The sequence below is a fragment of the Cytophaga sp. FL35 genome (assembly GCF_014349235.1).
Classification (GTDB): domain Bacteria; phylum Bacteroidota; class Bacteroidia; order Flavobacteriales; family Flavobacteriaceae; genus Euzebyella.
Genome location: NZ_JACSOH010000017.1, coordinates 47,083 through 69,756 on the forward strand (window position 1 = coordinate 47,083; position 22,674 = coordinate 69,756).

The following is a 22,674-nucleotide window of genomic DNA, read 5'->3' on the forward strand; positions in this document are numbered from 1 at the left end:
TTCAATTTAGAATGAGTTTATCGATAAAAGATTTATTCCGGTCATTGTTTGTTGCCTTCAGGTAAATCACAGAGATCCCATTTTCCATTCTTTTTTCAACCGATACTTCCCATAGCCCGCGTTTCTCATAGAAGGGAAGTTCTATTTCACCATGGGAAAATTGATATTTTAGTACCCTGAGATTTTCCTTAATTCCGTCGTTACGGCTATTAATAGATGTGAAAAGCAAATTATTCATTAGTAAACTTGAGACCATAAAAATGATAACTATCAAAATAGTGGCCACTAAGGTTTCCATTAATGTCGAACCTTTTATTTTTTTCAATACAGCCATTTAGCAACCTTTTTTGTAATACTTTCTCCTACCACCATTCCTACATATTCTTTAGGAAGACCACTGCCATCAATTACGCCATTGTACAAATGATTTTGATAAATGCTACCATTTTCAATAGCTAAAAACCCATTGGTAGTTACATTACCCAATACTGTTCCCTTTAATTCCAAATTCCCCTTGCAATAAATTTCACCACGAATTAAAGCTTCATTTTCAACCTTTATTTGCGGAAAATACCGCTGTTTCTCAATATCTCCCAAGTATAAAACACTGCCATTAATCACACTTCCCATTCCAATTTGCAAGGGAATATCAGATTTTTTTAATTCGTCCTTTTCAGAATTCTCGAAAAGCACAATGGCAGAAGGATAGGTTAATTCACAATTTTTTCCAACTGAAATATTATTAGTGGAAATAGCCTGAAAGCTACCTTTAACATTATTCTTAATATTAATCTCAGGAGCGACCAAAATTACCTCATTCAAATAGGCCGAAGGCTCTACCACTATTCTATGTGTCGCATAGACTATAAAATTGCCTGTTAGACTTAAATCACTTAAAACTATGGTATGATCAATAATTAGGTCGGTAGGCTTTTGAAAGGAATTTTTATACGCACCTCCTTTTTTGAGTTGTATTCTATTCTCTACATTATCTGGCCCTTCTAAAATGCGGTCCAAGTTAGTCAGTAGCCCCGTATCTAACATGGGTAGTTTTGAACGACTAGTGTTTTGCCTCCCATAAATCAACTTATTACGATAGTAAGAATTACCAGAAATATTGCCCATTCGTACGCCTTGCTCCGGTAATGCCACATCTCCCGTAATTTTAGCGCTTCCAGCAATAACCAAGGGTCGCTGATTATCTTTTAGGTACAAGACTTTAAAACCACTCTCTATACCTTTTCCTATCAAAGCTGACCTTGTAAATTGTTGCCTTTTAAATTTTGAAAGCACAGCATACTTTTCATAGACCCCCCAATAACTTTTCGAAACTGTAGTTTCTATATTTAAATCGTTAAAGGAAGGTATTGCTAAGTCATTTTCGTTATTACTACCCGCTGCATAACTAAAGGCATTTTGGGTATTTTCTATCAAGGCTATAGAAGTATCGGTCTGTTTATGAAAAAAATTATGGGTGTAGGTAATGAGCACAAAACCGGTTAGCAACAAAGCAATAACCACCCCTATAAAGAGAACAAATTGTAATGCGCCTGCTTTTATTTTTGTCAAGCCCTTCATTCGGTGATATCGATATGAACTATTTTGCCATTGTATTTTACCATTACCTTTTTAGTACTGCCAGAAAGTAACCTTACATCGTCAATGATATCTTTCACTTCCATCATATGTTGTTGGCCATCAATGGATATAAAGAATATCTTATTCTTCGTAGTGCTTTCTGTTATATAACCTGTATACAGAATCTTCTTATCCGGTACTTTAGTAAAGTTCGTGTTCGTTTTTAATGATTTTTTCTTTGGTGATTTGGGAATGGGCATAATCCCTAAAAAAGGGTCTCGGTAATTCGCCAAGATGCTAAAGGTATCCCGTTTGGCAATTTCCAGTGGGCGAAATTGATCGACGACCTCGTTTTTGGGTGCTTGATGGTTTTTCGGAGAAATGGTTTTTACAATTTTGAAACCTAGAACACCCCAAATAAGCATGACTGCGCCCAGTAAGAGATATGTCTTCTGATTTTTTTTCAATTTTATTCGCCTTGGTTTTCACTAATCTGTACTATAAACTTATTCGCTGTATAAACCGTTTCATAACCACTGTTTACAGCCTTAACACGCCATTCATAGTTTCCGCTGGCTAAATTCTTGGTAGCCTTTGTTCCTAAAAACGTGCTATCTAAAACAATTGTGCTGTCCAAGAGTATTTCCGCGGCCTGTTCAAAACTTGGCCTGACCACCTGAATTTTGTAGGATTCAGTATCGGCTGTTTCGTGCCAAGCAAAATTCACATTTGTCAAAGTCACTATGGCGCTATCTTTGGGTGCAATCACTTCAACAACTTGGTTGGAAATATCCGGTACCTCCAACACTTCTTCACAACCAAATAGAACCGATATTGTTATCACTGTGAGAGCTTTGAAAAGTTTTACTAACGAATTCATAGTTTTAGGTAGGATTGATTTTTTTCTAACTTATTAGCTTTATTTTTAGTCCCCTTGGGACATTGACTTGGCTTATCAACAATCGTTGCTATTGTGGGATTCCCGTACCGATCTAAACTCCAACAAAAATTGGAAAGCTCGTAATCGAAAACTTTCAAATCGGTAATATCAATAATCGCTTTTTTACCCTCATTGAAAACTTCAAGACTCAAAACTCCATTTTTGTCCTTTACCAGAAAAACTCCGTCGGCATTTATTAAAGATGTTGCATTTACTGCGGTATATATGAAGGATACATTGGTTACAATTCCTATTTCATTTTCTAAGCTTATATAGTCTCGAACACGTTTATTGCTTACCGAATTAAAATTTTCTTGCAAGAGAATTTCATCACCTATTTCTAATGTAAAATATTTGGGTTTTACAGGTAACGAATCGACATATTGAAAATAAGGAGAAACCCCACTTCTATCCATTAAAGCGGCGTACTTCTTATACATAGTTTTATTAAATTGCGGATTGCTAACCACTAGCGGAGTTTTTTGATCTAAGTCAGGTGTTCCCGCCTGGTGGAAATTGGTTGATAGAATGTTCCCTCTTTCTACCCCAAGGTTGCTTAAAAAAGGGAGGGTAGTGTCATTTGTGTCTCCTATTTGGGTAATGGATCCACATGACCATATAAAAAGAGTTAACAACAAGGTAAGGTAGACGTATCGCATAGGTAAGATTCTTAGATACTTTAACGAAAAACCTTGGTTTGTGTTGTGTTCCTCCTCTACCTTTTCAAGGTAAAATGTCCCGTATAGACTCTATTTTGGTCATATATGAACCTAAACCAATAATCAGAGGCAGGCATAGGTTGACCCTGAAAGGTGCCATCCCAACCCGTAGTATTATGAGGCAGTTGCTGCAACAACTTCCCATATCTATCATAAATAAAAAGCTGGGCATCCACGTACATTTCCGAACCGATTATTTTCCATTTCTCGTTCGTTCCGTCCCCGTTTGGCGTAAAGAAACGTTGATAGCCCATGGCGAACACCTCTTCCGTTAAGGTTCGGCATTCATAAATATCCCGAACGTAGACCGTATATTGACCCGGAAAGACCCTAAAGTTATTGGAACTTTGATAATTCTCCCCATCAATGGAATATTCAAATTCTCCAATGCCATTGGCTATAAGCTCTAGATCTATCTCATCTGAAAAACCATTAAGGTCCACCTCCAATGTTACGGGTGCTCCCGAGGAGACCACTTCAAAATAAGCAGTATTCTCACAAACAATTCCGTTGGAGGTCTGGGTAACCGTAAGGGAATAATCTCCCAAATCTGTGATATTCAGGGTAGCTTGGTTTCCTATTTCAGTTCCATTTTCATTGCGCCAGCTATAACTTTCAAAAGTTCCTCCATTTATAACTAAATCCGGACTATCAGGACAGATAACATATCGTTCTTTCAAGTTTAGTTGTGGTATTGGGTTTACCATAAGGTTAAAACTTGATACATCGAAACAACTTTCCAAATCCGTATGCTGTATGCGTACCCATATAGTTTCGTTCAGGTTTTTATTTTGGTAATCGGCCTTGGCTAATGGGGACAAATTACTTAAAGCTTCCTCCTCTGAGCTGTGATAGCTAACATCATAATATAACGGGTCTTGACCGTTCAAAATTTCTATATCCTTTTGGGAAAGGTCAAAATAGTAGCGTCCCGTTTCATCGGTATCACAAATAATGATATCAGAAGCTACATTTGCCGTTGGGGTATCGAACACCTGTAATTGAAAGGATGATACTGAATAGCATTGGGCATTGTTCGAATTTTCCAAACGGAAATAAATGGTCTGAGGATTGCTTGTATTTTGGTAATTCCCAGTAATTCCATTTTGTGCCGTTTCGGCATCCGTTTGCGAGGTATAAAAGGAAACATTCGTTACTGTAGTTCCACTTAGAATTTCAGTTTCCTTTTGCGACAAATTGAACAAAAAGAGTCCGTCATTATCATCGTCGCATACCTGCCAATCGGTCACCTGCGGTACTACGGGCGTATCGTAAATGTTCAGATTAAAAAATGTAGAAGCATAACAAGCCGTGTCCGAAGCATTTTCTACCCGTACATAAATGGTATTTTGATAGGAATTGCTCAAATAGGAACTAGCGTTCAAGGGATTCACTCCGCTATCCGCATCAGTTTGAGTTTCGTGAAAGGTGAGGTTCAATGTGCTCGGGTTTTGGGTTCCGATAATCTCGGTTTCGGTTTGCGTCAAATCAAACACTGCCTGACCATCATTATTGTCATCACAATACTCTAAATCAGTTGGGGTGTTGGTTACAACCTGGTCAATGACCTCCAATTGAAAGTTGCCCACTTCATAACATTCGGGATAGGTAGCATTTTCTATTCTAAAATAGATAAATTCGGTCGGATTCGTGTTCGTAAAATTGTTGGGCAAGGGATTTACGTTGGCATCTGCATCTGCTTGTGAAGCATGGTAGCTCACGTTCACATTTGTCATGGCAGGGGCAATCAGATCATCCCAATAACTTAAATCAAAAGTAAAAAGCCCGTCACCGTCATCATCACAAACCGTACTATCCGGAACGGCCAACAAATCCGGGGTACGTTTAACCAAAATATCAAATTCAGTTGTATCGGAACAACTGGTGTTTAAACGATTGGTTACCTTAACGTAAATGGTCGTTGTACCTAAATCAAAGATTTCGGTAGCAGTTATTGGGTTCAAGTTACCATCCCTATTTGTCGCCGTTGAAAAATACTGTACCTGAAAATCATTGGGGTCCTGTACCCCTAAAATTTCAGCCGTTTTGGTGGTGACATCAAAAGGAAAGGTATCGGCAACATGGCAAACCTCTTCATTGCTCGCCACATTGGCGGTTGGCTGCTCATAGATGGTGATGTCCTTAGATTCGGTTTTGGTATCGGACGCCGTGGTGACCGTAACACTCACAGAGTAAGTCCCAGCGGCTGCATAGGTGTGCGTTGGGGTCTCCAAAGTGGAAGTGTTCCCATCTCCAAAATCCCAAGCAATACTCACAATGGGGTCCGTGGAGGTTACTTCAAATTCGGTGGCATCCCCCATACAGAAATTCCTTGCCCGTAAGCCCACCACAAAAAAGGATTGGATAAAGGGTGGTAATCCCAACCGACTTACACCACTTGCTAATGGAACGGCACTCCGTACGTAATTACAGGCCAGACCTCCTAAATTGGGATTATTGATGACACTCAAAGCGTTTTCTTCTAACTCCGTAATATAAATTTTCCCATCGATACCCAATTGGATTGCACCGTCCTGACCAGGTCTTATAGGGGCGATTTCAACGCCAGAAGCCAAAATAGCCGCTTCCGAATAGGTCGTGAGGTCAAATTGGTGAATATTGTACTCCGATGTAAAATTTTGGAAAAAATTTGAAGAGGTAATATATAGCTTGCTGCTATCCGAAGAGAATTCCACCCCATAGGAGCTATTCAAAACCGTATTAGTAGAGGCGGGAAAATATGGATTCAATTCAATAAAATCACTGACCTGTCCCGTAAGCGTATCAAAACGAAACAAATGGCGATCCATTCCTGTGGAAGTTACATAGGCCAAGAACTGCCCATCGGGCGATATTTTCATATAACCACCAACTCCCCGCGCACCCGAATGTAAAGGCAAATTTTCTCCCACAGCTGAAACTACAGGGTTTGTAATCAGCCCTGTTGGGGTTACCAAATACGCCAAAAATTGATTGTTCCCATACGTATGTACCAGCACCCAAATATCCGTGCCGTTGGCATGTTCCACGGCCGTTAGTTTTTCGGCTACAGGAGTGGTCAAGGGTATGTTCTTTAGGGTAACGTCTCCTAGGCCCCCATTCAATGTCATATCCACAACACTATATTGAAAGCCATTGGGTCCTCCCAAATCGTCAACGGTAAATACATAATACAGATCCGGGTTGCCAGGATCCGGTACCACAATGGCCGACTGCGAACTGGAGAAATCCCCTAAAAGTCCCGTGCCATTGGGCATAGGGTTGTGGGTACGGTCCCAAACAGTTACCCCACTGGTGTAAAACAGCAAGTTCCCATTACCATCCGAAATGGTGGCACACCCCTCTTGGGTAATCATAGCCCCGTCTGTTAAGGCCACAGGTGCCCCAGAGCTAAAATCCAGCCCGGCATTTTCGCCAAAATACCAAATGGACGCCTCTAGCTGGGAGTTGGCAAAGTGTACGAGAAACAAGAGGACAAGAAAAGAAAGCGACCTTTTCAATTTTAAAGTACGCAAAACATGTATTGTTATTAATCTTACCAAGTCAAGATACGGGTTGAGTAAGATAAATACTATAAACTATGCCTGTTTTAGATAAACGGAATAGGATTTCGGAAGAAACCCTTCAAATCATAAATTATCCAGATTTATAAACCCATAAGTCTTTAGAAAACTCCATACAATGTTCCAATATTTATATGAAAACAATTGAAACTTCTGGGTGACAAATTTTAAGTTTCCATTAATCATTACCTACCTAAATTTGAAGGCTACAATGCCAACTATTACTTAAAAAGATTTCTCTTGAGGATAAATACGGTTCCATGCGCATCAAGATTGCACAGCAACTCGAAGAAGAGGACAAAAGGCCATGTTCCGTAGTATCAACTCCATGCTGACCAAATCCAAGTTCAATGACTTCTTTAACAAAAATGGAACGGCGCTATTGAGCAAAAAAAAAGCCACGACATTGCTGCCGTGGCTTTCAACTAAAATTATAATCTGCTATTCACCTGAATAACCCAGTATAGTAAGGTAAAAATTCAGATACCGTTCATCACCAGCAATTCCAGCAATTTCCATTGATTTCTCCTTTATAGCTTGTTGGTTTTCTGATAAACCTTCATCAAAAAACATTTCCTTATTGATTTTAGCAACTTCAAGTATCGCGTATAAAAATGTTTCGGAGTCTTTTGAACACCTGCTAATCACATAGTCTGGGTTTTCCCAATCTAAAATGACTATTTCATCGGTTATCTTATCGATAGCGAGCATGTCTGCGTCATAAGAACCCACAATTATGTTCTTTTCGGTTTCAAAGACGTCATCGGCACTATTTAGATTAATCATGCCTATATCAAAATTACTAACATCATGATTGTTAATCAGATTCAATATAGGATCAATATGGGCTATCTCATTTTTTATTCTTTTTAAATTGTAACTATTCAAGTAATGTTTTATGAACTCGTCGTCAACCCCAAGCCGAGAAAGTGATTCTTTACTTGGGGCGAGTGATTTTAACTTATCTGCAAATTCTATACTTGTCATACACTAAAATTAATGCATTTCTGCTTGGAGTTTTCTAAAAACATCTTGGGCTTGTCTACCCTTATATTGTTTGACTGTTGCCTGGTCATATTGCCCTACTCCCTCATATTCTCCTGTTTCTTCATTATATCTATAATCCCTATACAATGTGACTTTGGCAGTTACACTCTCTATTTCTCCATCCTCGTTCTTCTGGAACTCTCTGTCGCTGATGGAATAAAAACCACCATCCCTATTTTTATAAATCTTGCCTTCTTCTATATTTCCTGAACTTTGAGCAAACAAATTACCCAATGATTCTGGATTGTCACTGAATAAATCAAAAACGGCTAACCCAAGTACTATCCCATTCATAAACTTCATAGTACCTCTAAAAAAGCCTCTAGCTTTGGATCCAGTTCTTGGATGCAACTTCGCATTTAATTGCCTGTGCGCTTCTTCTGGTATGCCTACCGCAAAACGACCTTGATCAATATGATGGTGTACCAACTTCCCTTTATAACCAGCATGGCTCGGATTGAACTCTACCCATTTTGGATCAATCACTGGTGACTGTCCCGCCTTAATCAATGCCTTATTTTTTGCACTAAACATCTGAGGGTTATTTTCAGCCATTTGACTCCAGAACCATCTATTGTTTCTTGGAAAACCTTTTGCATTGGTCGGCGAACTTTTTGGGGCATTGGTCATATCGACTTTGGGACCAGACATTAATTTCTTGATAGGGTCTGTACCACCAAACACAGCTAAAGTAGGGAAGTTACCATCTTTATCCTCAAACATTACAGGGCTGTTGAAAGAGTATGAGTAAGGAGTATATTGCTTCATCAATTCAGTTGCAATATCCACGGTCATAAACCTTGCTATGGCAGGATCGTACATTCTCATTCCATAATCGTACCAATCAAGTCCAAGTTCTTGATTCAATTCCTTACCATTAAATTTCCATTGCTTTGCAACAGAGTTTCCTAACGAAGATACATTACCATTGTAACCTTGATGCTTCATGCCGAAGGGGTAGTAATTGTTCTCCTCAATAATCTCATTGACGGAATCGATACTGCCATCACTGTTACTATCAGTATAACTCAATCTCACATTACCTAAGTGGTCGACGTAATTGTAGACGTAATTAAAGTTGCCGTTGTCTACATCCACATATCCTTCGGGATGTCCAAAGAACTGCAAACTTCCATTTTCATAGACTTTGCCACTTGCGTATTCCGTTTCTGTTATACCTGCGCTGTTTTGGGCGATTTCCTTCAGCTTAACACCGTCCGCATCATATATATAAGTAACAGTACCCGCATTGCTCCCCGTCACAGTTACATTGGTCGGTAAGTTCAGGTGGTTATAATCTATGTCCGTAATCCCCTTATTGAGGTCCGACGTCATGTTGCCGTTTTGGTCATAATAAAAATCAATTCCATTATCCGGGGTCATATTTTCAGCATCGTCCCTAAACCCAAACTGGTCGATCGCTGCACCATCGACGACCTTTGACAGTTTGTTGCCGTTTGGTTGGTACGTATAGGTCAGGTCGTCCATCGTTCCGAAGCCCGTGTTGTTTTCGAGCGAAGGGCTTGCCACGGTCCATCCCTCACGTTTGAGCGTTTGAATGTTACCGTTCTTATCGTATGTGATGCCGCTTACATTATACTTGCCCGTATTGTCCGTTGCTGCCGTTATCCTGTTCAAGGGGTCGTATCCATAGGCGTAGTATTTCAAAGAACTGTCATCGATATTGGCCGTACGCCACAGCGTTTCGGAGATGTTGCCGTTATATAGCGGTGCCCCTCCATGCTGCGGGTCGTTGTAACCGATACCAAATTTAAACAATTTATCCGTACCGGCATCCGCCACATCGTTGATGCCCGTGAGCCACCCCCTAATGTTGTAACGGTAAGAAATCTCTTGGAGACCAGATATTGCGTCATAACTTAAACCATAAGATCCACCCACTTTTTTTGTTTTTAATTTGCCTAATTCATCATAGTTATTATAAGCAATCAGTTCTTGTAAACTACTGCTTACAATGCGCAGAACTGTAACATTATTGATTCCGGGTTTTATAATCGCATTTTTAACCGTGATACTTTTACTCGCCTCTTGGTCTTGAGTTAAATCACCTTGACCATCCCACCCTATATTTTCGGGAATGCTCGCGTTTTCAGGGCAGCTATCTCCTAATATAGCATCCCCAACACACTGACTCTGAGATAATAATCGCCCTAAACGGTCGTATTTGAAGTTGTCTATGGTAACAATATCGTTACCAGAGCGGCTGTGGGTCGTTTTTACTTTCACTGGTTTGCCCGTAAAATCCAACTCGGTCTCAACGATGTCTACAGTTTCCAGATACTCATTTTCACTATATGTATAAATAGATCGTGCTTTTTCATCGTAGCCTACTACCAAGATAATCCAATCAGATGTATCAAGCACTTTTACCTTACTACCGGTTGCCAAAGACTTCGTCTTGATTTTATCTAAGTTATTAAAGTTCATCAGATTTTTGGCAAAAACGGAATTTGGTAAATTTAAACCGGATTCACTTTCCAAATAGTCATAATCATCATAGTAATTGACGGTATATAATTCTATTATGTTTATTGGTTTTGCAGTATTGGTGTAATATAAGTCTATACCATCAATTGGAATAGGCACCTCCAAAGGAGATTCATACTGGTCGGGTATGTTGGAACCACTACCCTCAACAATCCCTACCATATCACTACGATCATTATTATTTTCGATTATTCCGGTATATATCACTCGCCCAAATGCATCATACTTGGTAAATAGCCATTGGTCAACATTAATACTTGAATTGCTTTCAGTTCTCATGTTGGCGTCTTGAGTCATTACGGGCAGATCCAATAAATTGTAAACTATATATTCCCAGCCTTTACCTGGTATTCTCTTTTCTACCAATCGATTTCTATGATCGTACACATATTGATAGCCTAAGTCGTTCATCATAGCGTTCAAATTGACCAACGACTCTTCGGTCGCATCCATTTTAGGCGGAAGAACGTAGGTTAAGTTACCATAATCATCGTACACATAATAGGTGTCATGAGGGGCTTGGGCCATAGCGGCTTCTCCGGGGTCAAAAGTGTCGCCATCATTATTCTTGTCTATCGCGGGAATATCGGCATAGGTTCGTTTTAGGACCACCCTCCCTTGCTTATCGGTGAATTCTTCGGTGGTGTGCAATTTACCGGAAGACGTGGTATGATTTTCGTCTCTTGTTATATTCTTGTAAAGTTCTCCCTGAGCATAGAAATCATTTTCTTCCAACAATGGTTTTTCAGTATCTGAATTACCTGATCCATCATCTTGAAATCCAACAGTGAACAACCTTACATTATCATTTAGAGGGTCTCCTAAATTATTGGGGTTTTGATGATTTGCAAAATAACCCAATTCTATACTATGGTCATAGCCATTTTCGTTGAGTTTCCAATCCTCACCGGGTGCTGCCTGTTTTAAAACTCTATTCAGGGGCGAAGGTTCAAAGAGTTTTCTAGAGTACGGATTGGCATCTTCCAAAGTAAGGTTTGTAAAATCCTCCGAATAATCAGGGTGATTCTTATAATATTGCCTGGTTTGGGCCTTTAAGTCTTGAGTTCGAAAACTACCCAAGTCGCCATTAGAATCTGGTACTGGTAGCCATTCTTCATGCTGCCTACCAAAATCATCGTAACCTATGTGGGTTATCAGATCATTCCACTCCCCACTATTATCCATTGATTGGTCTATTCCTATCTGTTGTAAAGGGCGACCTAGACCATCGAAATAGGTGATGTTTTGAATAACGCCTGCAGACTCCGTAAAAAAATCAAAGGTTTCTTGGTCAATATTCTCTTGATCCAACATTTCTTGTGCACTTTTTTGAAAGGTACGGGTGTAGATGTAGTTATTTCCAGAAAATGAAATTGTACCACAGTCGTTTGAAGGTGCTTGGTCAACAATAGCAATTACGGCCTCAGATTCACACCCGTCACTGCTTTTGACCTTGATTGAATAATTGCCCTGGTCAAATCCAGATTTTGAGTTTGTACCTACAGGCTCATAAGATGCACCATTATTGAAACTGACCTGATTACCTGAATCAAGATTCGTTATTGTAATCGTTGCCAATTCCGTCGAACATGATGACTGCTTCACTACAACAATTGGAATTTCGGGTACTGACTTTATATCGATGTATATCTGGGCCAGTTTGGTACTCCAGTTGTCACCTTTCTTTGCCCTAATGTAATACGTGCCGCTTTGATTGACCGTTTTGGGTCCATCAAAAATTTCATTATCACTTTGTCCCGTAGCGTATTGACCTTGCCAATATATGGTTTCGTCAGACTCTTTTCCTGGAGGTAGCAAAGTCTTTTGACTACAATCATTGGGGTCGATTATCGGAGGATTCGGATTTCCGGGGTAATCGGGACCGTGCTCCCTTAAGACGGTAATAGTAAAGATATGGCCCCCATCTTGGCGTACTTGAATAATATCTTCCATATCACCAAGTGTATTCGCCTCCGATATAAAATTTATAGTTGCGTTATCTTGTTGTACAGTATATGAAGAAATCCAACTTGGCACTTGTGTAACTTGCAAGGCACATTCAGTATTGCCAATTATACTCCAGTTTACATTTTGTGACCCTGACCCAAAATAAAGTGTATTGGAGGTAGAAGGGTCTATACTGCACTCGGCTCCGCCGCAAGGAATGTTAACGGAGTCAATTGTTATCGAACTCGTCGATGAAGTGCAGTTGGAATTAAGCCTCCTACTTGAAACAGTGTAAGTGCCTGGAGGCGCCGTTACCTTCCATCGTTTATTCTCTTCAGCCTCATCACTATCATAATAAGGTTCTGAAACTCCATCGGAGGGATAGATAAGGTATTCATTGCCAGAACTATAATTTTGTATTGAAAAAGTTCCTTTTGCCGTGGAGCATACCGGTGTTGTAGAAGCTAGCAAATTTGGAGGTGGAGGTGCGAAAGGCCCACTTAAATTTCTTAGATCAACTTGAACCGAATTGCTAGTACAACTACTTCCCTTGGTGATTGATGTAACATAGTAAACCCCTTCAGGTAGGTTGAACGAGGGGCCGCCAGTGTAAATATCCCCTGTAGAGGATGTCACCACATAATCGTTAAGGGCACCATTATAGTTTTCAATAAAAAAACTACCGTTTGGGTTTGAACATGTCGCAGGCTCCGGCCCGGGCTCTTGCCGAATTTCGGGAAGTTCGGGAACCGCATAAACGGTAACGGTCACCGGCACGCGGTCATTATCCTCGCATTGCGTATCATTATTATAGGAAGCTGCATAATAAGTAGTAGTTCCAACAGGCTGGGATGTAGTAGTATAGTTTAGCCCAGTATGTTTAAGCGCACCCCCACTAGAAGCATTGTACCATTTAATAGTATTTCCCCCATCGCCGGGGGTAGCCGAAAGAGTGAATACATTCGGTCCACACTTCGGAGGTGGATCAGCTGCAACAGCCAAAGATGGTGTTGGATTAATTTTCGCCTGAACAGATTTACGATTACCCGAAAAACAACCTGTATCACTATCATAACTCTCGACATAATAGGTTGTTGTAGTTGATAAATAAGGAGTGGTATAACTCCTCGTATCAGAACTGACCCCTTCGGTAAGTTCATTTCCACCGCTGGAAACCGCATACCATCTAATTCTATCTGAATTGTTGCCTGGAATTGCACTAATTTGTACAACACCTGGTCCACAACGCTTGCCTTGGCTTGTAGATGGGGAAAGAACTTGCCCATGTACTTGAACATCTATACTGTTCGAAACCTGAGTTTGGTTTCCACAGGTCACTCTACGTTGATAAGAAATATTGTTTGTATGTGTACCTTGAGGGGTATACCCGACCCCATTGGCCCCATCAATTGGTTGCCAACCATTACCGTCAAAACTGTCATAGTACCATTGGTATGAATAGGTACCGTCTGTACCTGACGCCGGAGCAACACTGGTTATACTAGCAGGTGTTTGTCCATAACAAATTGTAGGTTTGGAGGTGGTAATTGTACCCCCTGTCAGATTTTTTATTGTTATGAAATCCGAGGCCTGTGACGTGCTCCACTCCCCAGAATTTCTTTTAGCTCTTATATAATATACTCCATTACCAAGAGTTAAGGGATATGGTTGAGATGTTGCCTCTGCAGAAGCAGCATCATTCATTCCTTGTGAATTTTTCCCTTGCCAATACCATTTGACCCCATCAGGTGGTGTACCTACACGCTGAAGGCTTGCTTGTCCACAACCATTTGTATATAATTGAGGCTTACCAGGAATATTCGGTGGGGGATTGTTCACGCTTATAGACAATGTCAAGTGAAAGGTCGTATTGTTAGCATCTGTAAAATCTGCATACACAACACCCGAAGGTGTAGTGTTCCATTTAATAGCAGCTGAGTTGGCAGCAGACCCAAGCACGGTACCGTTAGTTGTGGACCACTCATAACTGACTATTTCCACTGTATGGTATATGTAATAATTGTTGGTGGTCCCCACTTCTACACTTTGGGGGCCATTTAACGTCTGCGAAAAAAGTCTTTGCAACGAAGCTATGGCCATAATAATTAAAGTAACTAGGAAAATTTTTTTCGGGAAAAGGATATTTTTATGAATATGCATCATTGGTCATGTATTTTGTAAGGATGGGATTTATTAATTCGAAATAGGCTGCTTATAACTATACCTTTGATCTGAAATCAAATTACCCTGAGCATCCCTGATTTCTTTTAGACGGTTGAAATCATCGTATTCATAGTGTATTGTATAACCTCGAGAATCCGTCGTACTCGTTGCACCAATCAAAGGGTCGTAAGTATAGGAAGTGACCATGGAATTGGATAAATAGGAACTGTTACGGATATCGTCCAATGCATCACGAAGATTATTTTCAGCTATCTCAGAAGTATCATTATTGGAAGCAGTAATTGCCGCATCGATTAGACCTTGAACGTTCAATGCTTCTGCACTTGTGAAATTCTCTATCTTGGCAATCGGATATTTGCCGTAATACCCCCAAATATAAAAGGTACTTGGACCATTTTCCTTTGATATTTCTTCGAGCTTGCCATTATCGTCATAAACGAAATATTCTGTACTGATTTCGGATGAAAGTTCTGATTCGACCGTAGATTTTGCCTTTTCCACCAATTCTGGTTTAAAATCGATTTCAACAGGGTCGTCGTTAAAATCTCTATACCCTACTTTGGTCGTTCCTATAAATTTATCTGCTATATAATTTCTTTCTTCGACCTTATAATTAATCATGTTCAAACTGCTCATACCATTTAGAACCGTGGTATTATAATCGAATGGATAGGTTATCTCCTTTTTGGTTAAAATATTTTGGTTTTCGGTGCCCTCAATTCTCGACGTTGTCGTTTTTATTAAAGAAACCAAATTTTTAGAATTGTATTCATATGATGTAGTTGTCGATATGACAGATCCATCATCATTTATTAATTTTTCCGTGGTCGAAGTTAGATTATTTGTGCCTATAGAAATGTCATAATGGCCGTAGGCATATACCTGGAAAGGGGGCTGAAGAGATCTAAAGCAATACTCTTCAAAAGCATAACCGTCAGATCCGACATAAAATTCCGAATCTGGGAACTTGTAATTGCGCTGTACGTGTAACGCCTTAACAAGATCGGTTTCTATTGGCGTATATACATAATTAATTTCACGGATAGTGTCAAAGGTAGTGATTGCACCATCCTTGATTGCCTTAAAGTCGGTTTGATTAGCAAGTACAGGATTATTCCAGTATCGATACAGTTGTAGATGCCATTTATTGCGATTATAGCCCTCCCCGTTGGGAAGATAATTTTTTGTGTAAGTCCATCTAAAATTATCGTAATTATAAACCGTCTTTCCAATATTTTCGCCCGTGCCCCCCTTGAATTCTGTCACATAAGGATACCGTATCGGTTGATTGGCTAACTCGGCCAAACTTGGTATAAATCCCGAATGAAAAATACGCTCTCGATATCTATCCATATCATTTCCGTATTCTTCATAACGATGCTCGGTAAACATAAACTCATCCTTAGGCTCAAGGTCAATCTGGCCATGATCGGAGATGGAACTTGACAATGTACTATACTTAAAACTACGTTCAACCGTACTTCCAATACCATCCGAATTAATAATTCGTTGTACGCGCAAACCTGGGCCATCTTTAAGTGCATTAGATTCGCTATCCCTGTATTTGTTCATTTCATATACAAATTCAGTACTGCCTCCGGTAGGATAATATATTTTTTTTATTACGCCACTCGTTATGGCATTCAGATTGGGGTTTCTATTATTTGTATTCGGATTGCCTACGAATTTTGTTTCAAGAGGACTCAATGTGGTGCCCCTATAATCGGTTATCTCACTTCGTGGAATCATATTAGTATCGCCCGATGCATTGTAATACCCCCAAAAATCAATAAATCTTGAATCCACTATCTCATCTGTGGTAGGATAATGATCAAAAACATATTTCTCAATGGTGTCCTCATTGCTATCCTGTATTTCTATACCTATTAATTTGTGAGTCTGCAAATTTGTACTGCCACCGCCTGCTAATATGACATGTAGGGGTTCCCTTATGAATTTAACCTTCCTTATCAAGTTTCCGTTACGATCTTTCAGTTGGATATTATCAATTATGTCTTTATTCTGACCTTCTCCCCCAATTAGTATAAACTCAAGAGTTCCATGATAAAAATTAATTTCCATAACTCTATAAACATCATAAAATCTTGGGTTTGAGTTTTCAATGTCTTCACCCACAAAATATTTATTATCATTATTGGAGTCCCAAACATCCTTAAGTATATAATCCTGACTATAATAGGACCTGTACTGTTGTGTAGAACCCCCATAGGTATAGCTGATAGTATCCTTTAAGTTCGCAGAGACAATTCTCTTTAGGGAATATCCGGTATAAGCGTTTGTGGTACTTTCCATACCTACGAATGTGTAAATCGCACCTTTTGGGTCTGATATCTTAAGACTGCTTAAATCATCTTCTGAGTCCAGTATAGTTTGAATCTTTAAAGGATCTCCGTTCAGAATAATTGGAGTCTTAATTCCATTATCATCTTTAAAAATGAATTTGCCATTATGACTTCCAAAACTATATGAGAATATATCATACTCCGAATCCGCAAATTCACCTGTACTAACCAATCGGCTGTTATATGGATAGTGAGTAACCTGTTCCAAAATTTTCAAAACATCTTGCCCTTGCGTGTCCATGAGAGGATCAAAGCCATTAGGAAAGGGAAAATCCCCGAAATCCGGATTACCATGAATCGTCCTTGATACCATTCCACCTACATTCAAGCTCCATCCTGCCGCGATGGGCCCGTCCACATCGGTTACTTTGAAGCCCGACGCGTGATAACTAATACTAACGGGTACGCTAAGACTGCCATTGTTTATGGTAAATAGAGGAATCGATATCTGTGGAAGCCCTGTGGAGTAATCCATAGGATAGTCTTGATATCTGAATAAGGCAGCCGTTTCCGGTGATGGAAGAGTTACCTCATGTTCTTGTGCAGAAATGATTGTTTGACAAACGAATAACCATAGAAAAAACAATTTTTGGGCTATTTTTAAATCCTGAACCATGTTTATAATTTTTTTATAATTGTTTATCCAATTTTTTACACCAAGTTTAAACCCAATTACTTCTGATATATCTGCCGATAGTAGATTTATTAAGTGTTCAAATTGGCAATGAACACCTTAATTTCTATATTGGAAGATTGTATTCACCTTAAAAAGAAGTAGTCATCTCATGCAGTTTCCGACTTGTTTGCTTTATCAAGTATTAGATATTTTCTATAAGCCTGATAGTAAGTTAGCCGGTAAATATTAGACCAACATTCCCTTTGGTATAGGAAATATTTGAACCGGACTTAGACCATATACTTTTGTAAATGTCTGATCGACTTTGCTAGAAGGTGATGGTTAAAAAGTCGGTATCTTCAACCGTTCCGTTATTTAAATATTGAACCGTGAATTCTAAGAACCTTCTGACGCTCGCCAACCAAAATATTGAGATACTCCATCTATATGACCATAATCACCTGACATATCTCCCCAACAGGCATATGGAGCCGTTCCTTCTGTACGAGAATAACCATCACTTAAATTAAATTTGATTTGATCATAAGTATTATTAGGCAAGGCGACGACATTTATACTGTCCGCTTCAATCAAATAATGTGTTATATCTTCACTAAATGTTTTTATTACCGTATCTGTATTGGCATTAATTAATTGAAAACTTCCATTATTTATTTGTGCAGCTGAAAAATTGTAAAATATTAGGAGCAAGAATAAGTTAAGACTTCTCATTTTCTATTTATTGGATTGTAATCGATCAATTTCAGTTTGCAGCAATTTTATTTCCTTTTGCTGTGATATGGTATGTAAAGTCAATTCCTCAATTTTCTCCAATAACAACCTGTTCATATCACCTACTTCGATACCGTTAGCTTCTACCTCCTTTGCGCTTGGTATATTTGGTAAATGACCATGATTATTAATATATTCTTGGACTTCTTCTAGTGATGGTAATTCATAGTCAGCCTTAAATACATAGTCGGGCCAATTATCGGTATCCACCCGCACTTCCCTTGCCCTAATCTTGCCCTCTACGGCAAGTTTATGGGTTGTTATAGCACTTCTTCCTATACCAACATTGCCCTCGGTATAGGAAATATCAGCTCCTGATTTAGTCCACTGACCACCGGTTCCAGTATTTCCCGAAGATGTATCAACTCCTAAAATTTCTATGGCACTCAGAATTGGGTCATTGTTGACTTCCCCGAACAAAATTGTTATATCCTCGTTGTCAGAGGTGGTGGTTACGGTATATTCCCAAGCAAAAACTTTGTTGGCGCCAGTCGCAACAACGGATGGGTCGGATGGATCATCTGAGGCAGCCGTCATTATATTTAAATCATCAAGTTTTAATGACCCATTTACAGAAACATCAAATATCCTTTCATAATAATTTGTATTGTTGACACCGTGGTGTGGTTCTGCAAAATATATTGTGATATCATAAGTTCCTGCATCAACATCGAAGATGTAGCTCATACTAGGATTATCTGTCAATCTCATACTTCTATAAGGTTCCAATAAAGAAAAGGATCCACTGGCATTATGAGTTCGCGTGTTCTGCTCATCATACATAAATCCCGTAGACACTCCTTCTGCAATGAACTGATTTCCGTCGATTGTGGCAGGTCCTTCGGACAATTCCGTAGTCAACCCGCAATTAATCCTTTTTACATAATCGGTCTGCGCCTGAATATGAGTTATAGACAAAATAAAGATTGCCAGACGAATCAAAATTTTTAATTGTTTCATTTTACTATTATGTTTTAAAATGCGGTTGTTTTGTATCATACAATTCATTGTTGTCCATTATTTTCAATACCAGAATTATACTTTTCCAAATAACTTTTGATTCTGTTATTTTATTAAATGACTTTCGATGAAACGCTTAAATCGTAGGGTCTTACTAGAACAATTTCGTCAAAGAGACAGGTTACATCGATAAACAACACCTTTGAGGGTTTCTTGAAGTGTAATTCAAAATTGATGGAAAAACCATCGTTTTGTAAGCTTTTTCTTCTTTTTCTATGTAATTCGATAACCATCATTCCTATTTTGTAAGTAAAAAATCAGATTTCTCCTATTACAAAAACAACTGTCTTGTATAACAATTTTAAATTATCGGCGTTGAGTACTAACACTTAACCCAAATGAACCGACCTATTTCCATACTCATAATTGATGATCATCCAATGGTTGTTAGGGGATATCAACTTTCTTTAGCAACATTGACAGAATTTAACTATATAACACAAGGCGCTTCTAACTGTGCGGAGGTATTAGAAATGATGGAAGAGAAAAAAAAATCTTTTGCTGATTTATTGTTGCTCGATATAAACCTACCTGCAGCCAAAGGAAAAGGCATCAATGATGGGGAAGAACTAGGCTGTCTTGTAAGACGTCAATATCCAAAAACTAAGATAATTGTACACACTGCATTAAATGACTCCCACCGTATTACCAATATTTTTCACAGTCTTAAACCAGAGGGCTTATTGATCAAATCAGAAGTTGACGAGACCAGTTTACTAGCGGCGGTATCAAATGTTCTAAACGGAAGAACTTATTATAGTAGTAAAATCAAAATGTTACTAAGCGAATCCAATTTTGAGGACATACATATTGACACATGGGGCAAAAAAATATTATTGTATTTAGACAAGGGATTTAAAACCAAAGACCTACCGGAATACATACCCTTATCAATTGCTTCCATAGAACGAAGAAAGAGAGAATTAAAAACGTTATTGGGAGTGCCCAGTGGAGGTAATATGGAACTATTGGAAAGCGCCCGCCAAAAAGGTTTTATCTAAATACACGCAAACGATTGAAAACAGAAAAGAAAGTGATGATTTCTCCAATACTTAAGAAAAAAATTCCAGCTCTCAACCTTCAGGAAACACTGATTGTGCTCGCCATCATTGGCATCTTACTATTGCTGGCACTCCCTAATCTAATGCCTTTAATTTCAAAGGCTAAAAGCGTAGAGGCGCAAACACAGTTAAAAGCTCTCTATAACGCCGAAACTACTTACAGGTATATGTACAGCAAGTTTACTCCGGATATCAATGAACTCGACTTTGAAGCACCCAAAACGGTAAAAGATAATGGTACAGCAAATTATGTGTATAGTATTATTTCCGCGGACCAGGCATCTTTTAAAGCTAGAGCCGAAGCCATTACCGATTTTGATGGCGATGGTGTTATGAATGTTTGGGAAATTGACGAAAACGGAACACCAAAACAAATTACCAAAGATTGATACCGACAATTAAACTTTTGGTTATAGTCATTTGCGCCATCATCACTTATCAAGACTTTAAGTGGAGAGCGGTGATTTGGGTATTATTTCCCATATTGGCATCGTTATTATCTTACCTGAATTTTATCCATCAAGGGACGCAGTTCTTTGGGGTCAGCTCTTTGACAAACTTAATATTAGTCACCATCATTTTAGGAATATTATACCTCTACACGAGATTAATTCTGAAAAAGCCTTTTTATAATATCAGTCTAGGTCTAGGAGACATATTATTATTTTATGTCCTTGCGCTTTCATTTCCTACGGTGACTTTTATAGTCATTTTTACAAGTTCAACTATTTTCGCTCTTTTATTCTTTTTAGTAATAAATAGAAAAAAAAATCATACGACCGTACCATTGGCAGGGCTTATGTCTCTCTATTTGATAGGTGTTTTTTTCTTTGATATTATTCTAAGTCCCTATCAGCTATATCAAATATAAATGAGCAGCTCCAAGTCTATACCGTCCCCTATCCTACAGAAAATAAGTGCCGAACAAGCCTATCATTATAGAATTGTTCCATCCGGAGAACAAAATGGCACTTTATTTTTTAAAACGGATCAAAAGGTAAGTTCTCAGCTGCAGCAAGAATTGGAAATAGTCTTGGACCTCAAAGTAGATTTCAAGTATTGTGAAAGTGAAGAACTACAGAAGCTCTTAGCTCGACATTATAGAAAATCAAAGGAACCCTCAACTTCTGGGTTAAGTTACAGTTCCGATTTTTTGGAAAGGCTATTATTGAATGCAAAAAGTGTTGGTAGTAGTGATATACACTTCGAACCCTATGAAAATAGGTGCCGTGTACGCTTTAGAATAGATGGTAAACTATTGGAACAATATAGTATTGAGCCTAATGAATACCCAAGCATTATCAATAAAATTAAAATTAGGGCTGAATTGGACATTGCCGAGAAAAGACTCCCGCAGGACGGTAGAATTTCTATGAAATCGGAAGAGATAGAATTTGATATTAGGGTGTCTTCTTTACCTACCTTAAATGGAGAAAAATTGGTGCTGAGAATATTAAGCAAGGATACGAGCTCCCTTAATTTAGAGCAACTTGGTTTTTCAGCAGAAGAACTTGAAATTTTTAAGGAAAGTATAAAAAATCCCAATGGCATTATTTTAATTTCGGGACCCACTGGCTCAGGAAAAACCACAACACTGTATGCGACCCTTAAACACCTAAATAATGACAGCACGAACATTCTCACGGTAGAAGATCCTATCGAGTACACCCTAGAAGGAATAAATCAAGTACAGCTTAAAGAAAACATAGGTCTCGATTTTTCAAGTACGCTAAAAACTTTTCTAAGGCAAGATCCCGACATCATTATGGTGGGAGAAATAAGGGATGTGCAAACGGCGAACATGGCAATTAGAGCTGCTTTAACGGGTCACTTAGTACTATCGACCATCCATACAAATTCAGCTTGGGCAACGGTTTCCAGACTTATAGATATGGGAGTTCCCCCATTTTTAATTGCAAGTACCTTAAATATAAGTATAGCACAGAGACTAGTTCGCATACTATGTTCTAAATGCAGGACCAAAGTGCCTTTGAACTATAATGAACTACCTAAAAATTTTAAACCAAGTATTCATCTCAAAACACATTATAAGGCAGTAGGATGTAGCTCTTGTCACTATACTGGATACAATGGTAGAAAAGCCATTTACGAAATTTTACCCATAACAAAAGAATTGAAGAAGCCTATCAAAAGTAATGAAATCCAAATTTCAGATTACATAGAAAAAAATAATATTAGGACATTAAAAAGCAATGCAATGCGTTTGGTACTTGATGGCGTTACCACCATTGAGGAGGTTTATTCGCTATTAACGGACTAATTCAAGTCATGAAAAAATCAATATTTCTTTTTTTTATTTGCCTTTTTTTCCAATT

14 protein-coding genes are annotated in these 22,674 nt (G+C 38.7%); 3 read left to right on the forward strand and 11 right to left on the reverse strand.

All coding sequences use genetic code 11. The annotated features are described in order from the left end of the window. Position 1: 1 nt before the first annotated feature. The 11 genes from BIZ36_RS14145 to BIZ36_RS14195 all read right to left on the reverse strand — a co-directional run bounded on the left by BIZ36_RS14145 (position 2) and on the right by BIZ36_RS14195 (position 19,217). A complete protein-coding gene (locus BIZ36_RS14145; RefSeq protein ID WP_187458539.1) occupies positions 2-334 on the reverse strand; it encodes a hypothetical protein in 333 nt (110 codons plus the stop codon). Next, positions 322-1,578 carry a hypothetical protein gene (locus tag BIZ36_RS14150; protein WP_187458540.1) on the reverse strand — a complete coding sequence of 419 codons (1,257 nt, stop codon included), beginning with the start codon at positions 1,576-1,578 and terminating at the stop codon, positions 322-324. Before BIZ36_RS14150 ends, BIZ36_RS14145 begins: the two co-directional genes overlap by 13 nt. Further along, on the reverse strand, positions 1,575-2,045 hold the full coding sequence (locus BIZ36_RS14155) for a hypothetical protein (RefSeq protein ID WP_187458541.1): 471 nt from the start codon (positions 2,043-2,045) through the stop codon (positions 1,575-1,577). Before BIZ36_RS14155 ends, BIZ36_RS14150 begins: the two co-directional genes overlap by 4 nt. 2 nt (positions 2,046-2,047) lie before the next feature. Next, positions 2,048-2,458: a hypothetical protein gene (locus BIZ36_RS14160; RefSeq protein ID WP_187458542.1), complete on the reverse strand. Its 411-nt coding sequence runs from the start codon at positions 2,456-2,458 to the stop codon at positions 2,048-2,050. Further along, positions 2,455-3,177 carry a hypothetical protein gene (locus BIZ36_RS14165; protein WP_187458543.1) on the reverse strand — a complete coding sequence of 241 codons (723 nt, stop codon included), beginning with the start codon at positions 3,175-3,177 and terminating at the stop codon, positions 2,455-2,457. Before BIZ36_RS14165 ends, BIZ36_RS14160 begins: the two co-directional genes overlap by 4 nt. 56 nt (positions 3,178-3,233) lie before the next feature. Then, positions 3,234-6,737: an FIDD domain-containing protein gene (locus BIZ36_RS14170; protein WP_187458544.1), complete on the reverse strand. Its 3,504-nt coding sequence runs from the start codon at positions 6,735-6,737 to the stop codon at positions 3,234-3,236. A gap of 504 nt (positions 6,738-7,241) precedes the next feature. Beyond that, positions 7,242-7,787: a hypothetical protein gene (locus BIZ36_RS14175; protein ID WP_187458545.1), complete on the reverse strand. Its 546-nt coding sequence runs from the start codon at positions 7,785-7,787 to the stop codon at positions 7,242-7,244. A gap of 9 nt (positions 7,788-7,796) precedes the next feature. Further along, on the reverse strand, positions 7,797-14,465 hold the full coding sequence (locus tag BIZ36_RS14180; protein ID WP_187458546.1) for a DUF6443 domain-containing protein: 6,669 nt from the start codon (positions 14,463-14,465) through the stop codon (positions 7,797-7,799). 30 nt (positions 14,466-14,495) lie between these two features. Continuing rightward, a complete protein-coding gene (locus BIZ36_RS14185; RefSeq protein ID WP_187458547.1) occupies positions 14,496-17,465 on the reverse strand; it encodes an RHS repeat domain-containing protein in 2,970 nt (989 codons plus the stop codon). A 396-nt stretch (positions 17,466-17,861) separates the two neighbouring features. After that, positions 17,862-18,197 carry a hypothetical protein gene (locus BIZ36_RS14190; protein ID WP_187458548.1) on the reverse strand — a complete coding sequence of 112 codons (336 nt, stop codon included), beginning with the start codon at positions 18,195-18,197 and terminating at the stop codon, positions 17,862-17,864. Positions 18,198-18,200: 3 nt separating this feature from the next. Further along, positions 18,201-19,217 carry a malectin domain-containing carbohydrate-binding protein gene (locus tag BIZ36_RS14195; RefSeq protein WP_187458549.1) on the reverse strand — a complete coding sequence of 339 codons (1,017 nt, stop codon included), beginning with the start codon at positions 19,215-19,217 and terminating at the stop codon, positions 18,201-18,203. 398 nt (positions 19,218-19,615) lie between these two features. Here BIZ36_RS14195 and BIZ36_RS14200 point away from each other — a divergent pair, with 398 nt between their 5' ends. From BIZ36_RS14200 to BIZ36_RS14210, 3 genes are all read left to right on the forward strand, one after another. Further along, the gene (locus BIZ36_RS14200) at positions 19,616-20,278 is read left to right on the forward strand and encodes a response regulator (RefSeq protein ID WP_187458550.1); all 663 of its coding nucleotides are present in this window, start codon (positions 19,616-19,618) and stop codon (positions 20,276-20,278) included. A 14-nt stretch (positions 20,279-20,292) separates the two neighbouring features. Then, entirely contained in the window at positions 20,293-20,727 is a 435-nt protein-coding gene (locus BIZ36_RS14205) for a general secretion pathway protein GspG (protein ID WP_286174810.1), read from the forward strand. Positions 20,728-21,209: 482 nt separating this feature from the next. Beyond that, positions 21,210-22,619: a GspE/PulE family protein gene (locus tag BIZ36_RS14210; protein ID WP_187458551.1), complete on the forward strand. Its 1,410-nt coding sequence runs from the start codon at positions 21,210-21,212 to the stop codon at positions 22,617-22,619. Positions 22,620-22,674 lie beyond the last annotated feature (55 nt).